The organism is Enterococcus sp. DIV1639a, from assembly GCF_050530445.1.
Classification (GTDB): Bacteria; Bacillota; Bacilli; order Lactobacillales; family Enterococcaceae; genus Enterococcus_B; species Enterococcus_B hirae.
Genome location: NZ_CP172886.1, coordinates 2245810 through 2265213 on the forward strand (window position 1 = coordinate 2245810; position 19404 = coordinate 2265213).

16 protein-coding genes are annotated in these 19404 nt (G+C 37.7%); 5 read left to right on the forward strand and 11 right to left on the reverse strand.

Going from position 1 to position 19404, the window contains the following annotated elements:
• Positions 1-106: 106 nt before the first annotated feature.
• From IGJ32_RS10290 to IGJ32_RS10305, 4 genes are all read right to left on the reverse strand, one after another.
• Positions 107-463: a hypothetical protein gene (locus tag IGJ32_RS10290; RefSeq protein WP_010720747.1), complete on the reverse strand. Its 357-nt coding sequence runs from the start codon at positions 461-463 to the stop codon at positions 107-109.
• A 169-nt stretch (positions 464-632) separates the two neighbouring features.
• A complete protein-coding gene (gene galU / locus IGJ32_RS10295) occupies positions 633-1502 on the reverse strand; it encodes a UTP--glucose-1-phosphate uridylyltransferase GalU (protein ID WP_034700586.1) in 870 nt (289 codons plus the stop codon).
• Positions 1503-1533: 31 nt separating this feature from the next.
• Complete coding sequence (locus IGJ32_RS10300) at positions 1534-2553, reverse strand: NAD(P)H-dependent glycerol-3-phosphate dehydrogenase (protein WP_094940103.1); 1020 nt, start codon at positions 2551-2553, stop codon at positions 1534-1536.
• Between the two features lie 559 nt (positions 2554-3112).
• Entirely contained in the window at positions 3113-4846 is a 1734-nt protein-coding gene (locus IGJ32_RS10305) for a fibronectin type III domain-containing protein (RefSeq protein WP_034700588.1), read from the reverse strand.
• Between the two features lie 217 nt (positions 4847-5063).
• Between IGJ32_RS10305 and IGJ32_RS10310 the strand changes: the two genes are divergently transcribed.
• The 3 genes from IGJ32_RS10310 to IGJ32_RS10320 all read left to right on the forward strand — a co-directional run bounded on the left by IGJ32_RS10310 (position 5064) and on the right by IGJ32_RS10320 (position 7705).
• A complete protein-coding gene (locus IGJ32_RS10310) occupies positions 5064-5936 on the forward strand; it encodes a helix-turn-helix domain-containing protein (protein ID WP_178285705.1) in 873 nt (290 codons plus the stop codon).
• 133 nt (positions 5937-6069) lie between these two features.
• Positions 6070-6717, forward strand: coding sequence for a lytic polysaccharide monooxygenase auxiliary activity family 9 protein (locus tag IGJ32_RS10315; protein ID WP_010737182.1), 648 nt, complete (start codon positions 6070-6072; stop codon positions 6715-6717).
• A gap of 343 nt (positions 6718-7060) precedes the next feature.
• Positions 7061-7705, forward strand: a complete 645-nt coding sequence (locus tag IGJ32_RS10320; protein WP_010720753.1) for a lytic polysaccharide monooxygenase — start codon at positions 7061-7063, stop codon at positions 7703-7705.
• A gap of 170 nt (positions 7706-7875) precedes the next feature.
• Here IGJ32_RS10320 and IGJ32_RS10325 read toward each other — a convergent pair whose 3' ends face one another.
• From IGJ32_RS10325 to IGJ32_RS10355, 7 genes are all read right to left on the reverse strand, one after another.
• Positions 7876-8877 carry an SIS domain-containing protein gene (locus IGJ32_RS10325; protein ID WP_010737180.1) on the reverse strand — a complete coding sequence of 334 codons (1002 nt, stop codon included), beginning with the start codon at positions 8875-8877 and terminating at the stop codon, positions 7876-7878.
• 12 nt (positions 8878-8889) lie between these two features.
• The gene (locus tag IGJ32_RS10330) at positions 8890-9939 is read right to left on the reverse strand and encodes an SIS domain-containing protein (RefSeq protein WP_342082121.1); all 1050 of its coding nucleotides are present in this window, start codon (positions 9937-9939) and stop codon (positions 8890-8892) included.
• Positions 9940-9955: 16 nt separating this feature from the next.
• Positions 9956-10777: a PTS system mannose/fructose/sorbose family transporter subunit IID gene (locus IGJ32_RS10335; RefSeq protein WP_010720756.1), complete on the reverse strand. Its 822-nt coding sequence runs from the start codon at positions 10775-10777 to the stop codon at positions 9956-9958.
• On the reverse strand, positions 10764-11543 hold the full coding sequence (locus IGJ32_RS10340) for a PTS mannose/fructose/sorbose/N-acetylgalactosamine transporter subunit IIC (RefSeq protein ID WP_010720757.1): 780 nt from the start codon (positions 11541-11543) through the stop codon (positions 10764-10766). The genes IGJ32_RS10335 and IGJ32_RS10340 overlap by 14 nt, the downstream gene beginning before the upstream one ends.
• 17 nt (positions 11544-11560) lie before the next feature.
• Positions 11561-12031, reverse strand: coding sequence for a PTS sugar transporter subunit IIB (locus IGJ32_RS10345; RefSeq protein WP_010720758.1), 471 nt, complete (start codon positions 12029-12031; stop codon positions 11561-11563).
• A gap of 12 nt (positions 12032-12043) precedes the next feature.
• The gene (locus IGJ32_RS10350) at positions 12044-12463 is read right to left on the reverse strand and encodes a PTS sugar transporter subunit IIA (protein ID WP_010720759.1); all 420 of its coding nucleotides are present in this window, start codon (positions 12461-12463) and stop codon (positions 12044-12046) included.
• Positions 12464-12539: 76 nt separating this feature from the next.
• Positions 12540-15308, reverse strand: coding sequence for a sigma 54-interacting transcriptional regulator (locus IGJ32_RS10355; protein WP_207427166.1), 2769 nt, complete (start codon positions 15306-15308; stop codon positions 12540-12542).
• A 374-nt stretch (positions 15309-15682) separates the two neighbouring features.
• On the opposite strand from IGJ32_RS10355, the gene IGJ32_RS10360 reads away from it, so the two are divergent.
• Together IGJ32_RS10360 and IGJ32_RS10365 are read left to right on the forward strand one after the other, a co-directional pair.
• A complete protein-coding gene (locus IGJ32_RS10360) occupies positions 15683-17398 on the forward strand; it encodes an ABC transporter ATP-binding protein (RefSeq protein WP_342082122.1) in 1716 nt (571 codons plus the stop codon).
• Between the two features lies 1 nt (position 17399).
• Entirely contained in the window at positions 17400-19166 is a 1767-nt protein-coding gene (locus tag IGJ32_RS10365) for an ABC transporter ATP-binding protein (protein WP_010737174.1), read from the forward strand.
• Positions 19167-19404: the final 238 nt, after the last annotated feature.

A 19404-nucleotide genomic window follows, 5' to 3' on the forward strand; every position in this document is an offset into this window, starting at 1 on the left:
AAATAAAATGGATTTAACCAGCGATTGCTTTGTTCTAACGAAAAACTCAAGCGAGCAATAACCGTAGTTGCAAGCTACATGGATCAACTTTCTTAACTCACTGCTTTTAGCGTTTATCTGATCGTTTTGTTCTGCGATGAGAAGCCGTGTGTCTGCCTTTTTTGCCGATATGAACGCCTCTAAAGAAATAAGGGATAAAGATGATGAAATAACCTATGATAAATATCAAAGCAAAAATCATAGCTTCCCACGCACCTAAAGCAAGTTCAAGCATAACACTTAAAATAGAAATTGTTGCTAAATACCAGATAAAAATCAATAATTTCTCTTTTTTTCTAGCCATTTGAATGAAAACATATCCACAAATTAGCACCAATGGAGTCAAAAACAACCAGTTATTTCCTTCCATCAGCCATTTCAATCCATCAAGAAGTGTTTGACCGATTGTAATCAATTTTCCCATACAAAGCTACACACCTTTTCTGTATTTAAAAGTCAATTTTGCCATAACTCTTTTATATTACTACATAATAAGAAAAATGACGTTTATTTTAATAGCTAACAAAAAGTATTTTACTAAAATTTAAGCAACGAACTAGATAAGACCAAGTAAAAGTACCTTAGTTTAGAAATTATAACTCTTTACTAAGTTGTATCAGATACTCTTTAAGGGCAGCGCCGATTTCTGGATGTTGTAACCCATAATCAATATTGGTTCGCATGTAACCATATTTATCACCAACATCATATCGTCTCCCTTTAAAATTTCTTGCATAGACTTTTTGATGGCGATTTAATGTATCAATCGCATCCGTTAATTGTATTTCATTGCCCGCACCTGGTGTTTGCGTTTCGAGTATTGGAAAAATGTCTGGTGTTAATAAATAGCGTCCAATAATGGCAAGGTTACTAGGCGCCTCTTGAGGAGTAGGTTTTTCTACCATTTTTCTTACTCGATATAACCCAGTTTTTTCTTCCTCTCCAGGATCAATGATTCCATATTTTCCTGTATCTTCTGGCAAAACTTCCATCACTGCAATCGTTGATGAATGAGTTTCCTCGAAGTCCATCATTAGCTGTTTTGTCAAAGGGACTTGATCCACCATCAAGTCGTCCCCTAACATGACAACAAATGGTTCATCTCCTACAAATGCTTTGGCCTGAAGAACTGCATGCCCTAATCCTTTAGGGTAAGATTGTCGGATAAAATGAAGATTAACAGCTTCCGTTTCCTTGATGGTACTTAATAAATCGAGTTTTCCCTTCTCACGCAGATTTAATTCCAATTCAAGGTTAGCATCAAAATGATCTTCGATAGGACGTTTTTCTTTCCCAGTAACAATTAAAATATCTTCAATCCCAGATTTTAACGCTTCTTCAACAATGAATTGGATCGTTGGTTTGTCAACAATAGGAAGCATTTCTTTAGCCATTGCTTTTGTCGCAGGTAAAAAACGCGTGCCTAAACCACCTGCAGGTATGATTGCTTTCTTAACTTTCATACACCCCGTCCTTTCATTTCAATATAAGCCCTTAGCTTAATGAAAATTCATTCTCTATTTTACCATCTCGCAACATGATTTCTTTGGCTGCTTGTTTGATGTCTTCTCCATTATATAATACATTGTAGATTGTCTGTGTGATCGGCATCTCTACCCCTAGTTGTTCCGCTAATTCAACCGCAGCTTTAGTGGTAGAGACTCCTTCAACCACCATTCCCATATTCTCAAGTACTTCTTCTAATTTATGTCCTTGACCAAGCAAATTTCCTGCTCGCCAGTTACGAGAATGAACACTTGTACAAGTCACGATCAAGTCACCTACACCACTCAAGCCAATAAATGTCAATGGATTGGCACCCATTGCCACTCCTAGACGGCTAATCTCCGCTAATCCTCGAGTCATGATCGCCGCTTTTGCATCATCACCAAAACCTAATCCATGGATGGCACCAGCACCGATAGCAATGATATTTTTTAAAGCCGCACCCGTTTCAACTCCGATGACATCATTATTCGTATAAATTCTAAAATAATCATTCATGAACAGATCTTGCACATAGATTGCCGCTTGCTGATCAATGCTTGCAGCAGTAATGGTCGTAATATCATGAACAGCAACTTCTTCCGCGTGGCTTGGTCCAGAAAGCACGACGATTGCCTTTCTTTTTTCCTCTGGAATCTCTTCAGCAATAACTTCAGAAATGCGTTTATGTGTTCCTTGCTCTAACCCTTTACTTGCATGAATGATGATTGGTTTAGTATTCATTTTCTCAATCAATTCTTGAGCAACTGAACGAATGGCTTTCGTTGGTACAACGAATAAAACCGCATCGACATCCTTCACTGCTTCTGCTAATTCTTTATAACCGATAATCGTTTCGGAAATTTTTAGGTTAGGTAAAAATTGTTTATTTGTATGATACTGATTAATTTCATCGATTTGTTCAGGAACATTTCCCCAAATACGAACATCATGTCCGTTTTCTGCTAAGGTTTGCGCTAAAGCAGTCCCCCAAGAGCCTGGGCCTAAAACTGCAATTTTTTGTTTCATTGATATTCCTCCAAATAGTTGATAGTAACTATTATAGTATAGATACTCTAAATGTTGAAAACTATTTTTCCCGTTTTAACAGTTTGTTTAACACTTGACATTGTTGTATTAAGATACATTTTAATTTTATGTCATTCAAAGCGTTATAATTATCATATAAATAATCATTGAATCAACTAGAAAGGGGGGCTAGAATATGTGGTCTGTTACACCGCCATTTTAATTAATGTTTCAGTTATTTTTATTCCAGCGATATGGGTTGCATCGTTTGTCCCATCACTTTTGTACGATCGTTACTAAATGATAAAAGAAGAAAACACCAGAATTCAGATTGAACTGTGTGTTTTCTTCTTTTGTTTATTCTCTCATCCTGAACAACTGAAAATAACTATTTAGATCAGAGCATGTAAAATGGTTGCGTGGCTTATCTTTTTTTGATTCTGACAATTTTATGTAAAAAAATCAGAGTGCGCTTTATATGTGTATGTCCTCATTACATCCTCATTGTAATAGCCCTGACATACTGCACTCTGACTCTTTTTTTATTTTGTTAACTTTATTAACTGATCTTCAGCCATAATGCTAAAGCCACATCAGGTTCCCAACCGATTTGTCCCATGTGGATGTTACGACAACGGTAAAGATTTCCTTTATAGGTCACAATATCACCAATATTATATAATTTCCCAATTTTCCATTCTTCTGCTTGATTATCTGCTGTCGTTTTCGCTGTCACTTGTTGACTTTTCTTAGAAATACCAGAAGAATTGACTGCTGCGATTTGATAAGTGTATGTCGTATCAGACATTAATCCCTTGTCTATAAAATCTGGTGTCATCGTGGTTGTTAATAGAACGCCATTTCGATAGATTTCATAGCCGATGACCTCTTCTTTCGGATCATTTGCAGACCAACCGAGTGTCACAGAGTTTTGCGATACACCTTTTACTACTAGACCAGTTGGCATCGAAGGGGCTGGTAATTGTGAACCAGCTTGTGTTCTGATCGTTAATACGTCAGACGATGTTGAGCGATTTCCAGAAGTATCGACTGCTTCAACCGTAAATGAATAGGTTGTGTCTGGGGATAAATTGCTCACCGTATAATTGGTTGTGTTACTAGTGCCAATGAGTTGTTTGTTTTGATAAACATTATAATGAGAAACACGCACATTATCAGTAGAAGCTGACCAGCTTAATGAAATGCTTGATTGCGTTGCGGTTCCTTTTAAATTTTCTGGTTTAGAAGGTTTCTCAGTATCTGGTACTTGCTCTTTGAACAATCCTTGATAAGCATTCGCAAACGACTGATTATAGGCAATCCCAGCTTTATTTCTGCCCTCGTCCCAATTGACACTCCATGTCATGATTCCTTTTAATGGCGTTTGATCTTTTGTCATTTGTTCAAATACTTGGTAGACCTTTGAAGGATCTTTAACATAGCCATTCGCTGCGGCATCTTCGTTAGCTGGGATCCCTAGAGCTAGTTTACTTGCCGGAATTTGGATAAAGCCACCGCTTCCTTCATTAAATGATTTTGAAATCCCGTACAAAAATTCATACTTTTTATTGTCATTGTTTTGGGCAATCCATTCCGTCCCAACACTAATCCCATCGCCTGCTTGATTATACAATTGAGGGGCAATAAAGTCATATTCATTTTGTAAAGCTGTAATGTATGGTACATATGCCCCATTTGTTCTTAAGTATGGAAATTCAGGCGCCATTGAGATAATAAAATGTTTGTTTTCTTTCTTGTAATGCTCACGAACGATTTTTAATGCCGCCGGAATGACTGTTTGATTATCCCCAGCAGCCACCGCAGTTTGTTCCAAATCAATATCTAATCCATCAAAGCCATATACTTCTACTAACCGAATGATTTCATTCGCAAAAGCTTGTTCCTGGCCACGATGTAATTCAATATGTGAATCTGCTCCTCCTAGAGAAATAATGACTGCTCGCCCTTGCGCATTCAATGTTGCTACTTTTTCACGAAAGGCCTGATCCGTCATATTATAAGGTTTAAAAGTAGGAATCCCTTCTCCTTTCATAAACGAAACCGTCACTACATTGTAAAAAGGATTTATTTTGGCCAAATCAATGTCGGCTGGACGACCTCCTTGATAGCCTGCGCCTTGTTCCGCTTGCCAGTTATGATAGTATCCGACTGCAATTTGTTTATTCGCGAGGTCAGGCATCGTGTCTGCTGCATCAGCTGCAAAAACCGTCGTACCTCCACTTACTATTGCACTAAACACGCCTACAGAAAATAATACTAGTTTTTTCTTCATCAAACCGCCTCCATTATTCTTTATTACATAACATATTACACCACCAATTAAAACGATTACAATTATTTGCATAGTATTGCAACACCCAAATAATCGATTACGCACTTTTTCTTTAAAAGCGCGCAAAAATGACGTTTTATTTAAATTTTATTACATTTGTGATATATTTAAAAAAACATCTACAATATATATAAAAAAACACTAGGAGGATAAAGATATGACTAACCATTCGTCTCTGATTCGTAAGTTAAGAAAAGAACGTGGCTTAACACAAGAACAGTTGACACGAGGTATCTCACAACGAGGAACCCTTGCAGCGTTTGAATCAAGAGGAACAAAGATCAGTTTTGAACTATTAGTTAACTACCTTGAACGAATGAACATTACTTTAGAAGAGTATCAATTTCTTCTTAATAGCAATTCACTTACGAATAAACAAAAATTAACCAACTATCTCATCTCATCCAAAAAAATCACTCACGAACAAGAATTAGAACTACTAAACGAATACGAAAAAACAGGCAGCATCTACTATCGTTTGATTTATGCCCAACGAAAATTGATTATGAACTACCTCTACAACCATACTGATACCAATTTGAAAATAGAAGAAGAAATTTTTGTGATCAAAAATTATCTTGAAAAAATTGAAACCTGGGGACATTTTGAACTAACGATTTTTTCAAACTGTTTGTTTATTTTTGATGATCAATACATCATCCATCTCTTTCAAACCAGTGTATCAAAAATGAAAACGTACATAGACGCTACCTACTATTCAGAACTTTTCTCTAATTTTATTCTTAATGGTTTACGCCTCTCATTTAACCGTCATTCTGCGATTCTTAGAAAACTTTTTCTATGCGAACTGAAAAGATTAACGCAAAACCACAAACAGTCAATTGATCTTGCCCAGTATAAATTATTTGCGGCTTTGGATCGATTAGCAGATGGCGATCATTCAGCCATCCCGGAAATCGAAAAGGGTCTTCGTTTTTTTGAGTGGTTAGATTTGACTAATGCTAAAGAATATTTTAGTAATCTCAAAAATTCATTGATTGAAAGCAGTTTACAAAACAAAGCTAATTAACAATAACGAACCGGAAGATGTTATTTTTGTTGTAATGCTAGACAAACAATCTAAGCTTACTGTTCTCCTCGTTATACTAAATTCATGAAAAGAAAACCTTTTCATAAAAATCATTTTGGAGGAAAGTTATAATATGAAAAAAAGTTCTTTATTAGGGTTAGGTTTGGTTTTAGCAACGACAGGATTGACAACATTATCTTCCGTCAATGTTTCAGCACATGGTTATGTTATCTCGCCAATTAGCCGTGCCTATCAAGGTCAATTGGATAAAGAAAACATTGGCTATGATTTCGCAGTTCAAAAATATGGTCCGATCATTAATGAACCACAATCACTAGAAGCTCCTCAGGGATTCCCTAAAGGTGGACCAGCAGATGGAAAAATCGCTTCTGCAAATGGTGCAAGAGGATTTGAATTAGATAAGCAAACTTCTAGTCTATGGACGAAACAAAATTTAACAGGGGGAGCGACAAAATTCACTTGGAAGTATACGCAATCACACCCAACTAGTAAATGGCATTACTATATCACTAAACCAGGTTGGAACCAGAATAAACCACTTTCTCGCAATGAACTTCAATTGATCGGCGAAGTCCAAGGAAAAGGTGCGCAAGCTAGCACGAGTCCAACTCACACCATTACGATCCCAAATGACCGGATAGGTTATCATGTGATTTTAGCAGTTTGGGATGTAAGTGATACATCAAATGCCTTCTACAATGTCATTGATGCGAATATCCAACCTCGTAGTATCTTAAATGATTTAAATGAATCCATGTGATTCTCTTTAACTGAACAATCAATCATTCTTCATTTTCTTTACTGTTTATTGAAAACATTTGCTCAATCTTTCCCACGATGGGTAGTTCTAGTATTGCTAGGCTCAACATCGTGGGATCTTTTTCGTTTCACTTTTGCCACTCATCAATAATAAGAGCGTATCAGAAAGAAGTTATCTTTTATCGAATGCTTTTTCATGATAGCGAACTGAGCGAACTTTTTTAGGAACCATACTTTTTTTGTTGCAATAACAAACAATATTTAACCCTCTTCTCCTATCGTTTTATACTATTTTTGTGAAAAAATTTATTTCACATAATAAGCAATTGATGGAGGGAATCAAGATGAAAAAAAGTTTAGTCGTAGGATTAGGTCTCGTTTTAGCAACAACTGGTTTAACTGCCTTATCGACAGTTAATGTGGATGCTCACGGTTATGTGGAGAAACCTATCAGTCGTGCCTATCAAGGAGAATTAGACAGTAAGAAGAATTGGCATGCAGCTCTTGAAAAATACGGTGAAATAATTACTGAGCCACAATCACTAGAAGCACCTAAAGGATTCCCAAATGGTGGACCTGCAGATGGAAAAATTGCTTCCGCAAATGGTGTCAAAGGATTTGAATTAGACAAACAAACTGCTACTATTTGGACAAAACAAAACCTTTCAACTGGTCCAACGAAATTCACTTGGTCTTATACTGCCGCGCATAAAACAGCTAAATGGCATTACTATATCACGAAAAATAATTGGAATCCAAACAAACCATTATCCCGCGATGAATTTCAATTTATAGGTGAGGTAGACGGTCACGGGAAAGATGCCGACACAAATCTAACACACACGATCACTATTCCAGGTGATCATCTCGGTTATCATGTCATCTTAGCCGTTTGGGATGTGAATGATACTTCAAATGCCTTTTACAATGTGATTGATGCGAATATCCAACCTCGTAATCTCTTAACTGACTTATCAAACAATTCATAAAAATTCTTCTATCCACATATCAACACACAGATCAAATCGCTCACTTGATCCATGTCATAACCAAAAAACATACCAGTATGAACCGCTTATCTCACTGACAGACGATTCATATTGGTATGTTTTATTTTATTATTTTACGAAATCGTTCCTCTTAGAACTGATTGTGTCGCTTAATACTCAAATTGACGGTAATATCTTCTGATTTCTAAGGGGTGACAATTTAATTGCTCGATATGTGCATCGATTCGTTGTGTCACCGCATGCATCAGCAAATAAGAAAGGACACGTCCACGATAACTTTCGTCAATTCCTTCAATTGGATAGTCTTTTGTATCAATCAATGTATAATTTGCACAGATTTTTGGTAATAGGTTTGCGACTCTTTCTGCAAGTACACGTTGTTCATCTTCTCCTAAGAACAACGTCACTGGTGTCGTTTCTTCAATCACTTCTAGCGTACCATGTAAAAATTCAGCAGCGTGGATCGATTTAGAAGGCAACCAACTTTGCTCTTCCCAATAACACATCGCATAAGAATAGACAGCGCCCCATTGGTTCCCAGCACCGATAAAATAGTGCATCGAATCATGACGATGTTTTTCAGCAAACGCTAATCCAAAAGCATCTGCTTGTTTTTCGGCTTCGACTAAGCCAACTGCTAAGTGCTCTTCTAATTGTTGATAATAGGTTTCGTAGTCTTCAAATTCGCCATGATTATACATCAAACGATCTGCGACCATAAAGAATTTGATTTGTTCGGTTCCAGGTGCAGGATAAGTGATCGTATGGTCACAAAGTTCAGCGAGAATACTCTCTTTTGTATCAATAAACCCGATCAGTGTCGCACCCACTGTTTTGATTTCTTTGACCGCTTGCACGACTTCTTGCGTGGTACCAGTAACTGAAGACAAGACAACAATTGATTTTTCTGTTAGGCGTTTGTTGCCAGTTGTGTAATATTCTGCTGCATGTTGGACATAAACAGGTAGGTTACTTTTACCATTCATATAAGTCACAGCTTGCATCGCTGATGCGTAGGTTCCGCCGATTCCTAAATAATAAATTGCATCGAATCCCTCTCCCAATCCGTCAATGATTTGTTCCACTTGCGGACGTAAAGCTAGCGCCCCATTGATATCCTCGATTTGTTTTTGTTCATTGAATTTTAACATAGTCTCCACCTCTTAAATTTTACTTTTTAATACTTCATCAAAATCATCAAAAATTCTTTGACCTAAATCGATCCCTTTGGCAGTCGCAATTTTATAAGCCAAAACTTGGATCGGTACAACTAAAGCTAAAACAGAAAGATCTTCTTCGCTAGTGATTCCCAGACTAAGCTGATTCTCAGTCGTTTCTCCTTCAGTCGTTACAACAATGACCTGTCCAACATATTGTTTCATGTATTGTGCTAATCGCTGGGAACGTTTTTGACTATCACTATCGGTTTCCAAGAAGAATAGAATATGACCAGGATCGGCTTCTAAATACGGACCGTGCATGTATGCCTCTAATTCAAAGCCTTGGGAAGGTTCCCGAACAGTTTCCGTAAACTTGGTTTCAAACTCTTTCGCTGTTCCCCAATTCGGTCCATACCCGATCGCAATAAATCGTTTTGCTACACGAAAGAGTGCTTCATTTTTTTCAAAAAATTGTTCTGTTTGCGCAATGATCTGAGGAATTTTCATCACGATTTCTCTTAGTTGAACTAGTTTTTCTTCTTTTTGCGCTGCTGTTATTCTGTCTTTACTGGTTCCAATCGCTAGACCTAAGAGAATCAACTGAAGAACGGTTGCTGAATAGCCCTTGGTAACAAACCCCACTTTTTCCACGCCCATATTCAAGTCAATCACTTGATCCACTTCTTTGGTGATCGGACTTTGATCATCTCCAGTTAAAGCGATCGTCCGTCGTTTTGATGATCGGATCTTTTGGATGGCATCGACTGTCGAAGCACTTTTCCCACTTTGAGAAACAGCGATGACTGTATCAACTTCTTCTGACAATTTCCCATAATGATTAAAATGATAAGGTTCTTGGATATCCACAGTGATGTCTCCATAGCTTTCTAGTGCCGGCTTTGCAGCAAGACAAGCATTATACGAAGAACCTGTCGCCAGAATCAGAACGTGTTGCATGTTTTGATAAGACACATGAAGTGACGAATCATTCTTTTCAAGAATCGCTGATAAAGCTGTTTTTTCTTCATGAATATAATCAAGCATTGTGACCATCTTGTTCTCTCCTTTTCTAAAAGATACCGATCCATGAACCAGCAATCCCAAAAATAGCTAATCCAATCAAAATCATCAATGGTTTGACTTCTTTTTTCAATAAATAAAAGACTGCTCCAAAGGCACCTAAACTTAAAATATGAGGAACGATATCATCAAAAATACTTTGGATCGTGACGGCATTTTCACCTGTTCCGATTTTCAAAGGAATATTGATATCGATCATCGTCGCAGTCATCCCGCCAACTACCATCAATCCAATGATTGAAGCACCTAACGTTAAACTTTCCATCATTCCGTTTGCTTGGATTTTCTTTAAAAATCCAGTACCTAGTCGATAGCCCCAACTTGTTGCCAAGTAACGAAACAAAACATGAGGGATATTGAAAATCAAAAGGAATAAAATTGGTCCTAAAATATTTCCTTGTAGTGCTAGCGAAGTCCCAACACCCGTCGCAATCAAACGCAACGTTCCCCAAAAGAATGAATCGCCTAACCCTGCTAAAGGACCCATTAGTGAGGTCTTGATACTATCGATAGCTGTTACATCAAACTCTGGGTCATTTTTATTTTCTTCTTCCATTGCTGCATTGATCCCTAAGATCAGGGTCACGATATGTGGTGTCGTGTTAAAAAATTCCAAGTGTCGTTTAAGCGCTGCTGACATTTCTTCTTTAGTATGATAGAGCTTTTTCAAGATGGGAATGATGGCAAAGACATAGGCCATATTCATCTGTCTTTCATAGTTCCATGAAAATTCCATTTGAAATGAGCGCCAAAAGACCTGATTCAATTCTTTTTTGGTCACTTTGTGTTCTTCTTGATTAGAAGTCTTCATCCTCTTCTACCTCCCCTGCTGAAGTTTGAACGGATACTTGACGTACGTTCATGATATTGACGACAATGACGGCTAAGATCGCCCCAAAGATGGCAATACCTGTTACTGGAATCTCTAAGTAAGCTGCTACAGCAAAGCCTAAAAAGAAATAAGGTGCTACTTTTTTATTGATCAATAAACGTGCCAGCATGGCAAATCCAAGTGCTGGAATCAACCCAGTTGCAACGGTCAATCCGTTTTGCACAAAATCTGGTATTTTCGCTAAGAGATTCCCGATCGTTTGACTTCCGACTAAATAAGAAATCATGACTACCAGACCAAGCATCAATGACAAGCCGAAACCAGCTAATAAGTGCATGTGTTCGACCCCTTTATAATTCCCATCCTCCGCATAACGATCTGCTCTGTGGTTCATGATCGGAATCAATAGTCCTAAATAAACATTTTTTAAAATAAGGGTAAGTGTCGCAATTGGTAACCCTAATAGTAATGCTGTTTCTGTTCCTGCTCCTGCAGTAATGGCAAATGCAGTTCCTAAGATTCCACCGGTCACAACGTCTGGTGGAATCGATGCTCCAACTGAAAATGAGCCAATAAAAGCTAATTCCAAAGTTGCTCCCATAATAATACCTGTTTTTACATCTCCCAAAACAATCCCTGTAAATAATCCCGTTACGATCGGACGAGAAAGCAGGGAAGTTCCTAACGCATACTCTGATTGCGCAATAAAGGCAACCAGACCTAAAAGAATTGCTTGTAGGATCATCTTTTATTCTTCCTTTCTCATAAGACTTCCTTTGCTGCTATTTTTTTATCTGCTGGTACTTGACGAATTTCTACTTCTATCCCATCAGCGATCATTTGTTCCAACAATTTTTCTTCTTCAGGTAATACGTTGACCGCTTTACCTAGACTCCGCGTTCCTTCCTTTGCTTTAATCCCACCTAAATTGATTTGCTTGATCTGTGGACAAGCTTTTGCTAATTGATACGCATCTTTCACAGACTCTACTACGATAAATAGTTTATATTTATCCGTTACGCCACTTTGTAATGCAGCGATCGAATCTTCAATCGATTTGATCACTAGTTTCACTCCTTGTGGCTTTGCCAGCTTAATGGTTGTTTTGCGTATTTCATTGTTTGGCACATCATCATTTGCGATCAAAATACAATCTGCGCCAATTGACTGTGTCCAAGAAAAAGCGACTTGACCATGTAATAAACGATGATCGACTCTTGTTAAAATAATCATTTCCAATCCCTCCTAAAATTCTTCTTCTTCCATTTTTTTTTCGATACTTTCATTACAAAATTGGATCATTTCTTTTGAATCATTCAATACCTGATGGATCAATTCAACGATTGAATCAGCTGTCTCAATTTTTGTGGCAATCTCGATCAACAATGGCAGATTCAAACCAGCAATCAAGTAGATATTCGGTCGGTTAATGTACTGCAAAAATTCATTGTTTACACTGCCACCAAATAAGTCAGTGATGATGATCAACTCCTGCCCTTGATGATCGTTGATCAATTGCTGCACTGATTTTGCTAAATCAAACGTTTCAGTTCCATAGCAATCTAACGCTAGGATCGAATGCGTTTTACCAAAAATAAGTTCCAAAGAATCTAAAATCCCTGAAGCAAAACGTCCATGGGAGGCTAGAATAATTGTTCTTTCCATGTTTCCACCTCTTTCTTACTCTCACTACAAATAAAGCAAGATACGTGCCAACATAGTGGCGGTATCTTGCTTACGATTAAAATTCTTCTTCTGAGCCTATTTTATCCTCTACATTTTCGAGAATATCATAAATATAAGCGACTTCTGATGGTGGGATCGTGACACTATAATGTTCTTCGATGACACTAAATGCTTCTTTGATTCGATCCAAGGTTTCTTTTTGACACTGTAACAACTGTTCTTGACCATGGTAACTTTCAATCGGGATCTGCCTGATCAATCGTTCGATCAAACAACTGACATGGACAAAAAGGGCGATCTTTTGTGGCGTCGTGATGTTCTTATCAAAACGCATCTCCAATTCACGCATAAACAGCTCGATTTCTGTCATCACTTTTTCTGTATCAAGGATCGTCACCGACTCCAGTACTTTTTCTAATGAAAAATTTCGGACAAATTGCTGATCAAAGTTAGCTTGTTCTTTCAATGAAAAAATAGGAGCCAGCCATTGAACAAGTTCATCCATTTTCTCTCCTGAAATCAATGACTCTAACGAAAGATATGGCATCGTGTCGATTTGAGGATTCGTTGTCCCAATGATGCCAATCACATCGTACATCGAAAAAACCGATTCCGTTAATTTTCTTTGTGTTAATACTTGGTATTCATAAGGGATGATTTTAAGTGCGCTGTTTGCTGGTAAACTTTTTTCAAGTAGTTCACTCATATGGACAGCCGTTCCGATCCCCGTCATGCAAGTGATCAGTAATGCTTTTTGTTTATTTTTTTGAGGGTAAATGATCGTCCACTCTGCTTCCAAGGAGGCCACCGCTTCCTTGACGATTTCTTCCAGATCAGTCATTTTTTGCATTTTTTCTCCAATACTGATAACTAATGGTGTTGTCACATTATTCAAAATAACGATTGGGGCAAAGACCTGATCTTTGAATAGTTGATGGATTTCTTTTAGCGAGCCCATATCAACTAAAATGATCAGTCCATTAGAGATATCATGACGATTACTGTAATCGATCATTTCATCCGCAATTTGTTGGGGTGTCACATCTAAGGGCATATCAAAGGATTCAAACAGATCATTTCCCAACAGTCGATTAGCGACGTTTGCCATACTACTAGCGGTAGCATAACCATGAGCAGCAATGATTGCTTTAGGCACACTTTGTTCTTTTGTCCATTTCGTCCGTCTCAAATAGATCGTTAATAAAATATGATCTAATAAAGTAACTTCTAAATCTAACTTGGCTTGTGTCAATTCCAAGATCCGATGGGCGTAGTGATAGTTTGCTGGATACATTAGTTCTAACTGGCGGTCTAGTTCCTTGATCAATTGTTCGATTTCTCCATCTTCTGGTAACCACTTTACTGTGCTTCTTTGATAGAGATAATAACTTAGTGCATATACGCTGTTACCATCAAACTTGATCTGATAGGCACTTTCCATTTGTTTTAGCGTTTCTCGAATGGAGTGCAACCAGTAGACTAGTAGTTCATGTTTTTCTTGGCGACTCGTTTCAAAGAGTAAAAAATCAAATAAATAAACGACTTCTTCTTTTAATTTTTCCTCACAGTTACTTACTGTCGCGCTATTTTTCTTAAAGGTCAATAATAGTTGTTCAAAGCAGCGGATCATTCGCTCCTGTTCTGGTTGTCTTTTTTCAACCAAATGAGCTAATTCTTTTTTCTCAGTGATCCACACAGCTGATTGGGCTGGGCTGTCTTGATGGGGAACCTTCAAAAGATATCTTTGTAAATGTTGGAGTTTGATCGATAGGCTCTGTTCCTCTTTTTGTTCAGCGAATGCTTTGGCTACAGCTACTTTTACGCTATTTTTCAATTCACCGATGTTGCCTGAAAAACTTTGGTTCGTCAATAATGACAGCACTTGACCACTCACTTTCATTGGTCGCTCGATTTTTCTTTGTTCATTTAAGAAAAAAGAATAAATCAGCTCCAATCGTTCTTCTTTTCCACGAGCACGTAAAGAAGGCAGATCAATCTTAAAAGGAATCCGACGCATAAAAGTGGGCAGAAAATGTTTGGTGACTTCTTCAGTCGTAGCAAAGAAGAGCCGAACATCGACTTTTTTCCCCTGATTCGTTTCTCCCATTCGATAAATAATCCCTTGATCCAGATACGTAAACAATTTTTCTTGTCCTTCAGGGCTAAGTCGATGAACTTCATCTAAAAATAATAATCCCCCATCGGCTGCCTCAAAAGCGCCAACCTTATCTTGTGTCGCACCGGTGTATGCTCCACTGACATGTCCAAATAAATTACTCGTCAACAATTCTGGATTGTCGGCATATTGGGCACAATTCAACGTCACGAAAGGCGCATTTTCTGGTAAGAGATCATGTTCTAAACAGTATTGATAAACGATATTGACTAAGAAGCTTTTCCCTGTACCACTTTCTCCAGTTAATAGCACAGGGAGCCCACCATCTGGATAAAAAAGAGCTGTTTTGATTTGTTCAATGCTTTCTTTCAAGCTTGCTTCGTGACCGATCACTAAAGAAAAAAGATCTTTACTTCTTGAAAAAATAGGCTGTTCAGCCCTAATTTCTTCAGTTGAGGCATAATACGTTTTACTTAAAGCAAAAAATTGCTGTTCAAAAGCCATTTTATGAAAGTAATAGACCGGACGAGAATTGATCTTAACCAAAATGCCAGCTTCATTTAATTGATTAAGATAATGACTGACCGTATTACGTTTCACTTTAAAGTATGCTGCTAAATATTTCGCTGTAAAAACATCACTTAATTGTGCTAAATCGATAAATGCCGTTTGATTTTCTAAATAATCTTGGATTTCTTCTTTTAACATTCTCTCACCTCTTCTCCATCATAGGAAACGCATTCATTTTGTCAATAGCTATTTTTATCTAAAAAGAAGGAGAAACAAACGAGATTCGTCAATGACTTTTTTTGCTAATTCACTTCAAAGTTTCATTTATGAAAAGGCTTATTCACTTTTCATTCTAAATTTCATAAGATACAATGTGAGAGTACCTACTTATACATAGGAAAGTACTCGTTTAAGACAAAGGGTCATCAATGTAAAATAGACAGAAATTTCTTGCAACTGACTCCCCTTTCTCTTAAATCCGTGCCTACCGTTTAAGTAGCTAAGAAAGAAATTCGAGAAAATTTATTTGGCTTTTTCTTAGCTAATGGTAAATATATTTTAGGAGGAATCATATGATTCAGTTATTGCGTTATGCAAAAGATTACCGTAAACAAATCATTCTGGGTCCCGTTTTTAAATTCTTAGAAGCTGTCTTTGAATTGATTTTGCCATTATTGATGGCCTCATTGATTGATAACGGTCTAAAGATGAATGATCGTGGTGTGATCATCCAAATGGGGATCTGGATGGTCGTGATGTCAGTTGTTGGATTGATTTGTGCGATCATTTGTCAATATTATGCTTCAATAGCTTCACAAGGATTTGGTACTGAGCTTAGAAATCAACTAATCAAGAAAATCAATTCCTTTTCACATAGTGAATTAAATCATTTTGGTACAGATACATTGATCACTCGAATGACGAACGACATCAACCAACTCCAATTAGCATTAGCCATGGTAATCCGTTTATTGATCCGTGCGCCATTTCTAAGTATCGGTTCAGTCGTCATGGCCTTTGTGATTGACTGGGAAATCGGCTTGTTTTTCTTAGCTATCCTACCGATTTTTTCAATCATTTTATACTTTATCATCAAAAAAACAATTCCACTGTACCAAAAAGTCCAAGAAAAACTGGATCGTTTAAATGAAACGGTTAGTCAAAATCTAAGCGGTGTTCGTGTAATTCGGGCATTCTCCCGCACAAAAACAGAAATTGATACTTTTGATGAGGACACCGATGAATTAGCTAAAAACTATTTACGTGTTTCAAACATCTCAGCTCTCTTATCACCGGCTACCACATTGATCATGAATATCGGTATTATTTGTTTGTTGACTGTTGGTGGGATCAAAGTCAATATCGGACATTTGCAACAAGGTCAAGTCCTTGCGTTGATCAATTACATGAATCAAATGTTACTGGCATTGATCGTCGTATCTAACCTGGTCGTTATCTTTACCCGGGCCGAAGCTTCAGGTAATCGGGTCAAAGAAGTCCTAGAAACTGACATTACACTGACAGATGCAGAAGATGCCTTGACACCGAATTTCCAATCCGAAAATATCGTTCAATTTGAACATGTCGACTTTCGTTATACTGAAAAGTCAGGATTATCTTTACAAGACATTACTTTTGCTTTGAAACGAAACACGGTTTTGGGGATCATTGGACCAACCGGTAGCGGAAAAACAACCTTAACTCAATTGATTCCACGTTTCTATGACGTCAACGCAGGTTCCGTCGCTTTTGATGACGTGGATGTTCGCTCATGGAAACTTGATCCTTTAAGAAGCCAAATCTCACAAGTTCCTCAAACCGCTGTTCTATTCACTGGAACCATCCGTGAAAACCTTCAATGGGGAAAAGAAGATGCCACAGATGAAGAATGTTGGGAAGCTCTTAGAATTGCTCAAGCAGAAGAGTTTGTTCGACAACTTCCTAAAGGATTAGAAACAAAAGTAATGGAAAACGGAAAAAACTTTTCTGGCGGTCAAAAACAACGGCTAACGATTGCACGTGCGTTAATTGCCAAACCTGAATTATTGATTTTAGATGATTCTTTAAGCGCGTTAGATTATCAAACCGATCTTAACTTAAGAAAAGCATTACAAACCTCACTAGATACGACAGTCATTATTATTTCTCAACGAATCCGCTCGATTCAAGAAGCACATAAGATCCTCGTGATGGATCAAGGAAAGATCGTTGCGCAAGGGAAACATGAAGATTTATTGAAGGATTCCGTTGAGTATCGCGAAATCGTCGCATCACAGGAGGAAGAATAAGATGAAAACAAAAAAATTATCCTGGAAAACCCTCAAACGATTCGTTCCTTACCTTACAGCCTATTCAAAAGATATCTGGTTTGCGATCCTTTTAGGGATCATCAACGGGATCGCTACTGTGGTAATGACTTTACAGATTGGTCAAAGTATTGACCAAATGATCGGCGCAGGTCAAGTTCGATTTGCTCAATTGTTCCACCTCTTATTATTATTTGGCGGGATCGTATTGATCAACGTGATCAGTCAATGGCTGATCCAAGTCTTAAGTAATCGCTTGGCTTATCTTTCCGTAGCAAAATTAAGAAAAGATGCCTTTGCACGTTTGAATAAATTACCGCTTCGTTACTATGATCAAAATTCACACGGGAATATCGTTAGTCGTTTTACCAACGATATGGATAATATTTCCATTGCGATCTCTGCGGCGTTTAACCAAATGTTTGCCGGCGTGGCTATCATCGTCTTGTCTTTTATATTTATGTTACGCCTTAGCCCGTTATTGACACTCGTCGTGATTTGCTCCACACCGATCATTTTTCTTGTGAGTTGGATCGTTGCCCGTGCATCACAAAACGACTTTGACAATCAACAAAAGATTATCGGGAATATCTCTGGCTTTGTTACCGAACGGATCGGGAATCAGAAAATCGTCAAAGCCTTTCAACAAGAAGAAATGAATCAACGACAATTCCAAGCATTGAACACTGATCTTTATCAAAAAGGACAACGTGCCCAATTTTCTTCTTCTTTGACGAATCCGTCTTCTCGTTTTGTGGATCACTTGGCTTATCTTTCGATTGGATTAGTTGGTGGTTTACTAGCATTAAGAAGTGGCTCAGCCATTACAGTCGGTGTGATCTCTAGTTTCACGATCTATTCTAGTCAGTTTTCTAAACCGTTTATTGAACTTTCTGGAATCACGACACAGATCCAAACCGCTTTTTCTGGATTAGAACGTGCCTTTGAACTCATCGATCAACCCGAAGAAACACCAGATGAACCTAATGCTTATGCGTTGAATCCAGCAACAATCAAAGGTGAAGTAGCGTTCAATCATGTATCCTTTTCTTATGAACCAAGTCAACGATTGATCGAAAATTTCAGTTTTGTTGCTAAACCAGGGCAAACGATTGCGATTGTAGGTAAGACTGGTGCTGGTAAATCCACGTTAGTTAACCTGTTGATGCGTTTTTATGATGCGACAGGTGGAACCATTACGATCGACGGGTATGATATTCGAGATATCCAAAGAGATAGCTTGCGAAAAAGCTTTGGAATGGTTTTACAAGATACTTGGCTCTTTGACAGTACGTTAAAAGAAAATCTACAGTATGGCAATCCAGATGCTAGTGATGAAGAAATCAATCAAGCACTCAAAGCTTCGTATATGTATGAATTTGTGGAACGCTTGCCTGAAAAGTTAGCAACAAAAATCGGCGGACAAGGACTGAAAATCTCTGACGGACAAAGACAATTGTTAACGATCGCCCGTACAATGATCAGCAACCCTCCTATGTTGATCCTAGATGAAGCAACTAGTTCAGTCGATACTTTGACGGAAAAGAAAATTCAAGATGCCTTTTTAACAATGATGGAAGGCAAAACGAGCTTTGTGATTGCCCATCGTTTATCGACAATCAAAAATGCTGATCAAATCTTAGTCATGGAGCAAGGCGCCATCGTTGAGATGGGTACCCACGATGAATTACTACAAAAAGACGGGTACTACCATCAACTATATCAAGCGCAGTTTACTAAAAATAGTTAACTCAATCAAAAAGTAGTTGTAATAAATCAGTGTAACTGTCCCTCAAGAGCTAGTTTTTCACTAACTTTTGTGGGACAGTTATTATTTTATTAGAGAAAATCATTAAAAGAACCTATTCATTCACTCCTAAAACATGAACAACGTCTTTGCGACATGACTCACTTTATATGTAAATGGTTATCAAAACTATACTTCTTCATAAAAAAACAAAAGCAAAACATTTCATCCCTAGCTCATC

What these genes read in the sequence shown, in the direction of transcription:
- IGJ32_RS10345 (WP_010720758.1), bottom strand. Translation starts at nt 12,031, where the DNA reads ATGATTATTTTAACAAGAGTCGATCATCGTTTATTACATGGTCAAGTC.
- IGJ32_RS10305 (WP_034700588.1), bottom strand. Translation starts at nt 4,846, where the DNA reads ATGAAGAAAAAACTAGTATTATTTTCTGTAGGCGTGTTTAGTGCAATA.
- IGJ32_RS10315 (WP_010737182.1), top strand. Translation starts at nt 6,070, where the DNA reads ATGAAAAAAAGTTCTTTATTAGGGTTAGGTTTGGTTTTAGCAACGACA.
- IGJ32_RS10365 (WP_010737174.1), top strand. Translation starts at nt 17,400, where the DNA reads ATGAAAACAAAAAAATTATCCTGGAAAACCCTCAAACGATTCGTTCCT.
- IGJ32_RS10340 (WP_010720757.1), bottom strand. Translation starts at nt 11,543, where the DNA reads ATGATCCTACAAGCAATTCTTTTAGGTCTGGTTGCCTTTATTGCGCAA.
- galU (WP_034700586.1), bottom strand. Translation starts at nt 1,502, where the DNA reads ATGAAAGTTAAGAAAGCAATCATACCTGCAGGTGGTTTAGGCACGCGT.
- IGJ32_RS10310 (WP_178285705.1), top strand. Translation starts at nt 5,064, where the DNA reads ATGACTAACCATTCGTCTCTGATTCGTAAGTTAAGAAAAGAACGTGGC.
- IGJ32_RS10350 (WP_010720759.1), bottom strand. Translation starts at nt 12,463, where the DNA reads ATGGAAAGAACAATTATTCTAGCCTCCCATGGACGTTTTGCTTCAGGG.
- IGJ32_RS10325 (WP_010737180.1), bottom strand. Translation starts at nt 8,877, where the DNA reads ATGTTAAAATTCAATGAACAAAAACAAATCGAGGATATCAATGGGGCG.
- IGJ32_RS10355 (WP_207427166.1), bottom strand. Translation starts at nt 15,308, where the DNA reads ATGTTAAAAGAAGAAATCCAAGATTATTTAGAAAATCAAACGGCATTT.
- IGJ32_RS10320 (WP_010720753.1), top strand. Translation starts at nt 7,061, where the DNA reads ATGAAAAAAAGTTTAGTCGTAGGATTAGGTCTCGTTTTAGCAACAACT.
- IGJ32_RS10300 (WP_094940103.1), bottom strand. Translation starts at nt 2,553, where the DNA reads ATGAAACAAAAAATTGCAGTTTTAGGCCCAGGCTCTTGGGGGACTGCT.
- IGJ32_RS10335 (WP_010720756.1), bottom strand. Translation starts at nt 10,777, where the DNA reads ATGAAGACTTCTAATCAAGAAGAACACAAAGTGACCAAAAAAGAATTG.
- IGJ32_RS10290 (WP_010720747.1), bottom strand. Translation starts at nt 463, where the DNA reads ATGGGAAAATTGATTACAATCGGTCAAACACTTCTTGATGGATTGAAA.
- IGJ32_RS10330 (WP_342082121.1), bottom strand. Translation starts at nt 9,939, where the DNA reads ATGGTCACAATGCTTGATTATATTCATGAAGAAAAAACAGCTTTATCA.
- IGJ32_RS10360 (WP_342082122.1), top strand. Translation starts at nt 15,683, where the DNA reads ATGATTCAGTTATTGCGTTATGCAAAAGATTACCGTAAACAAATCATT.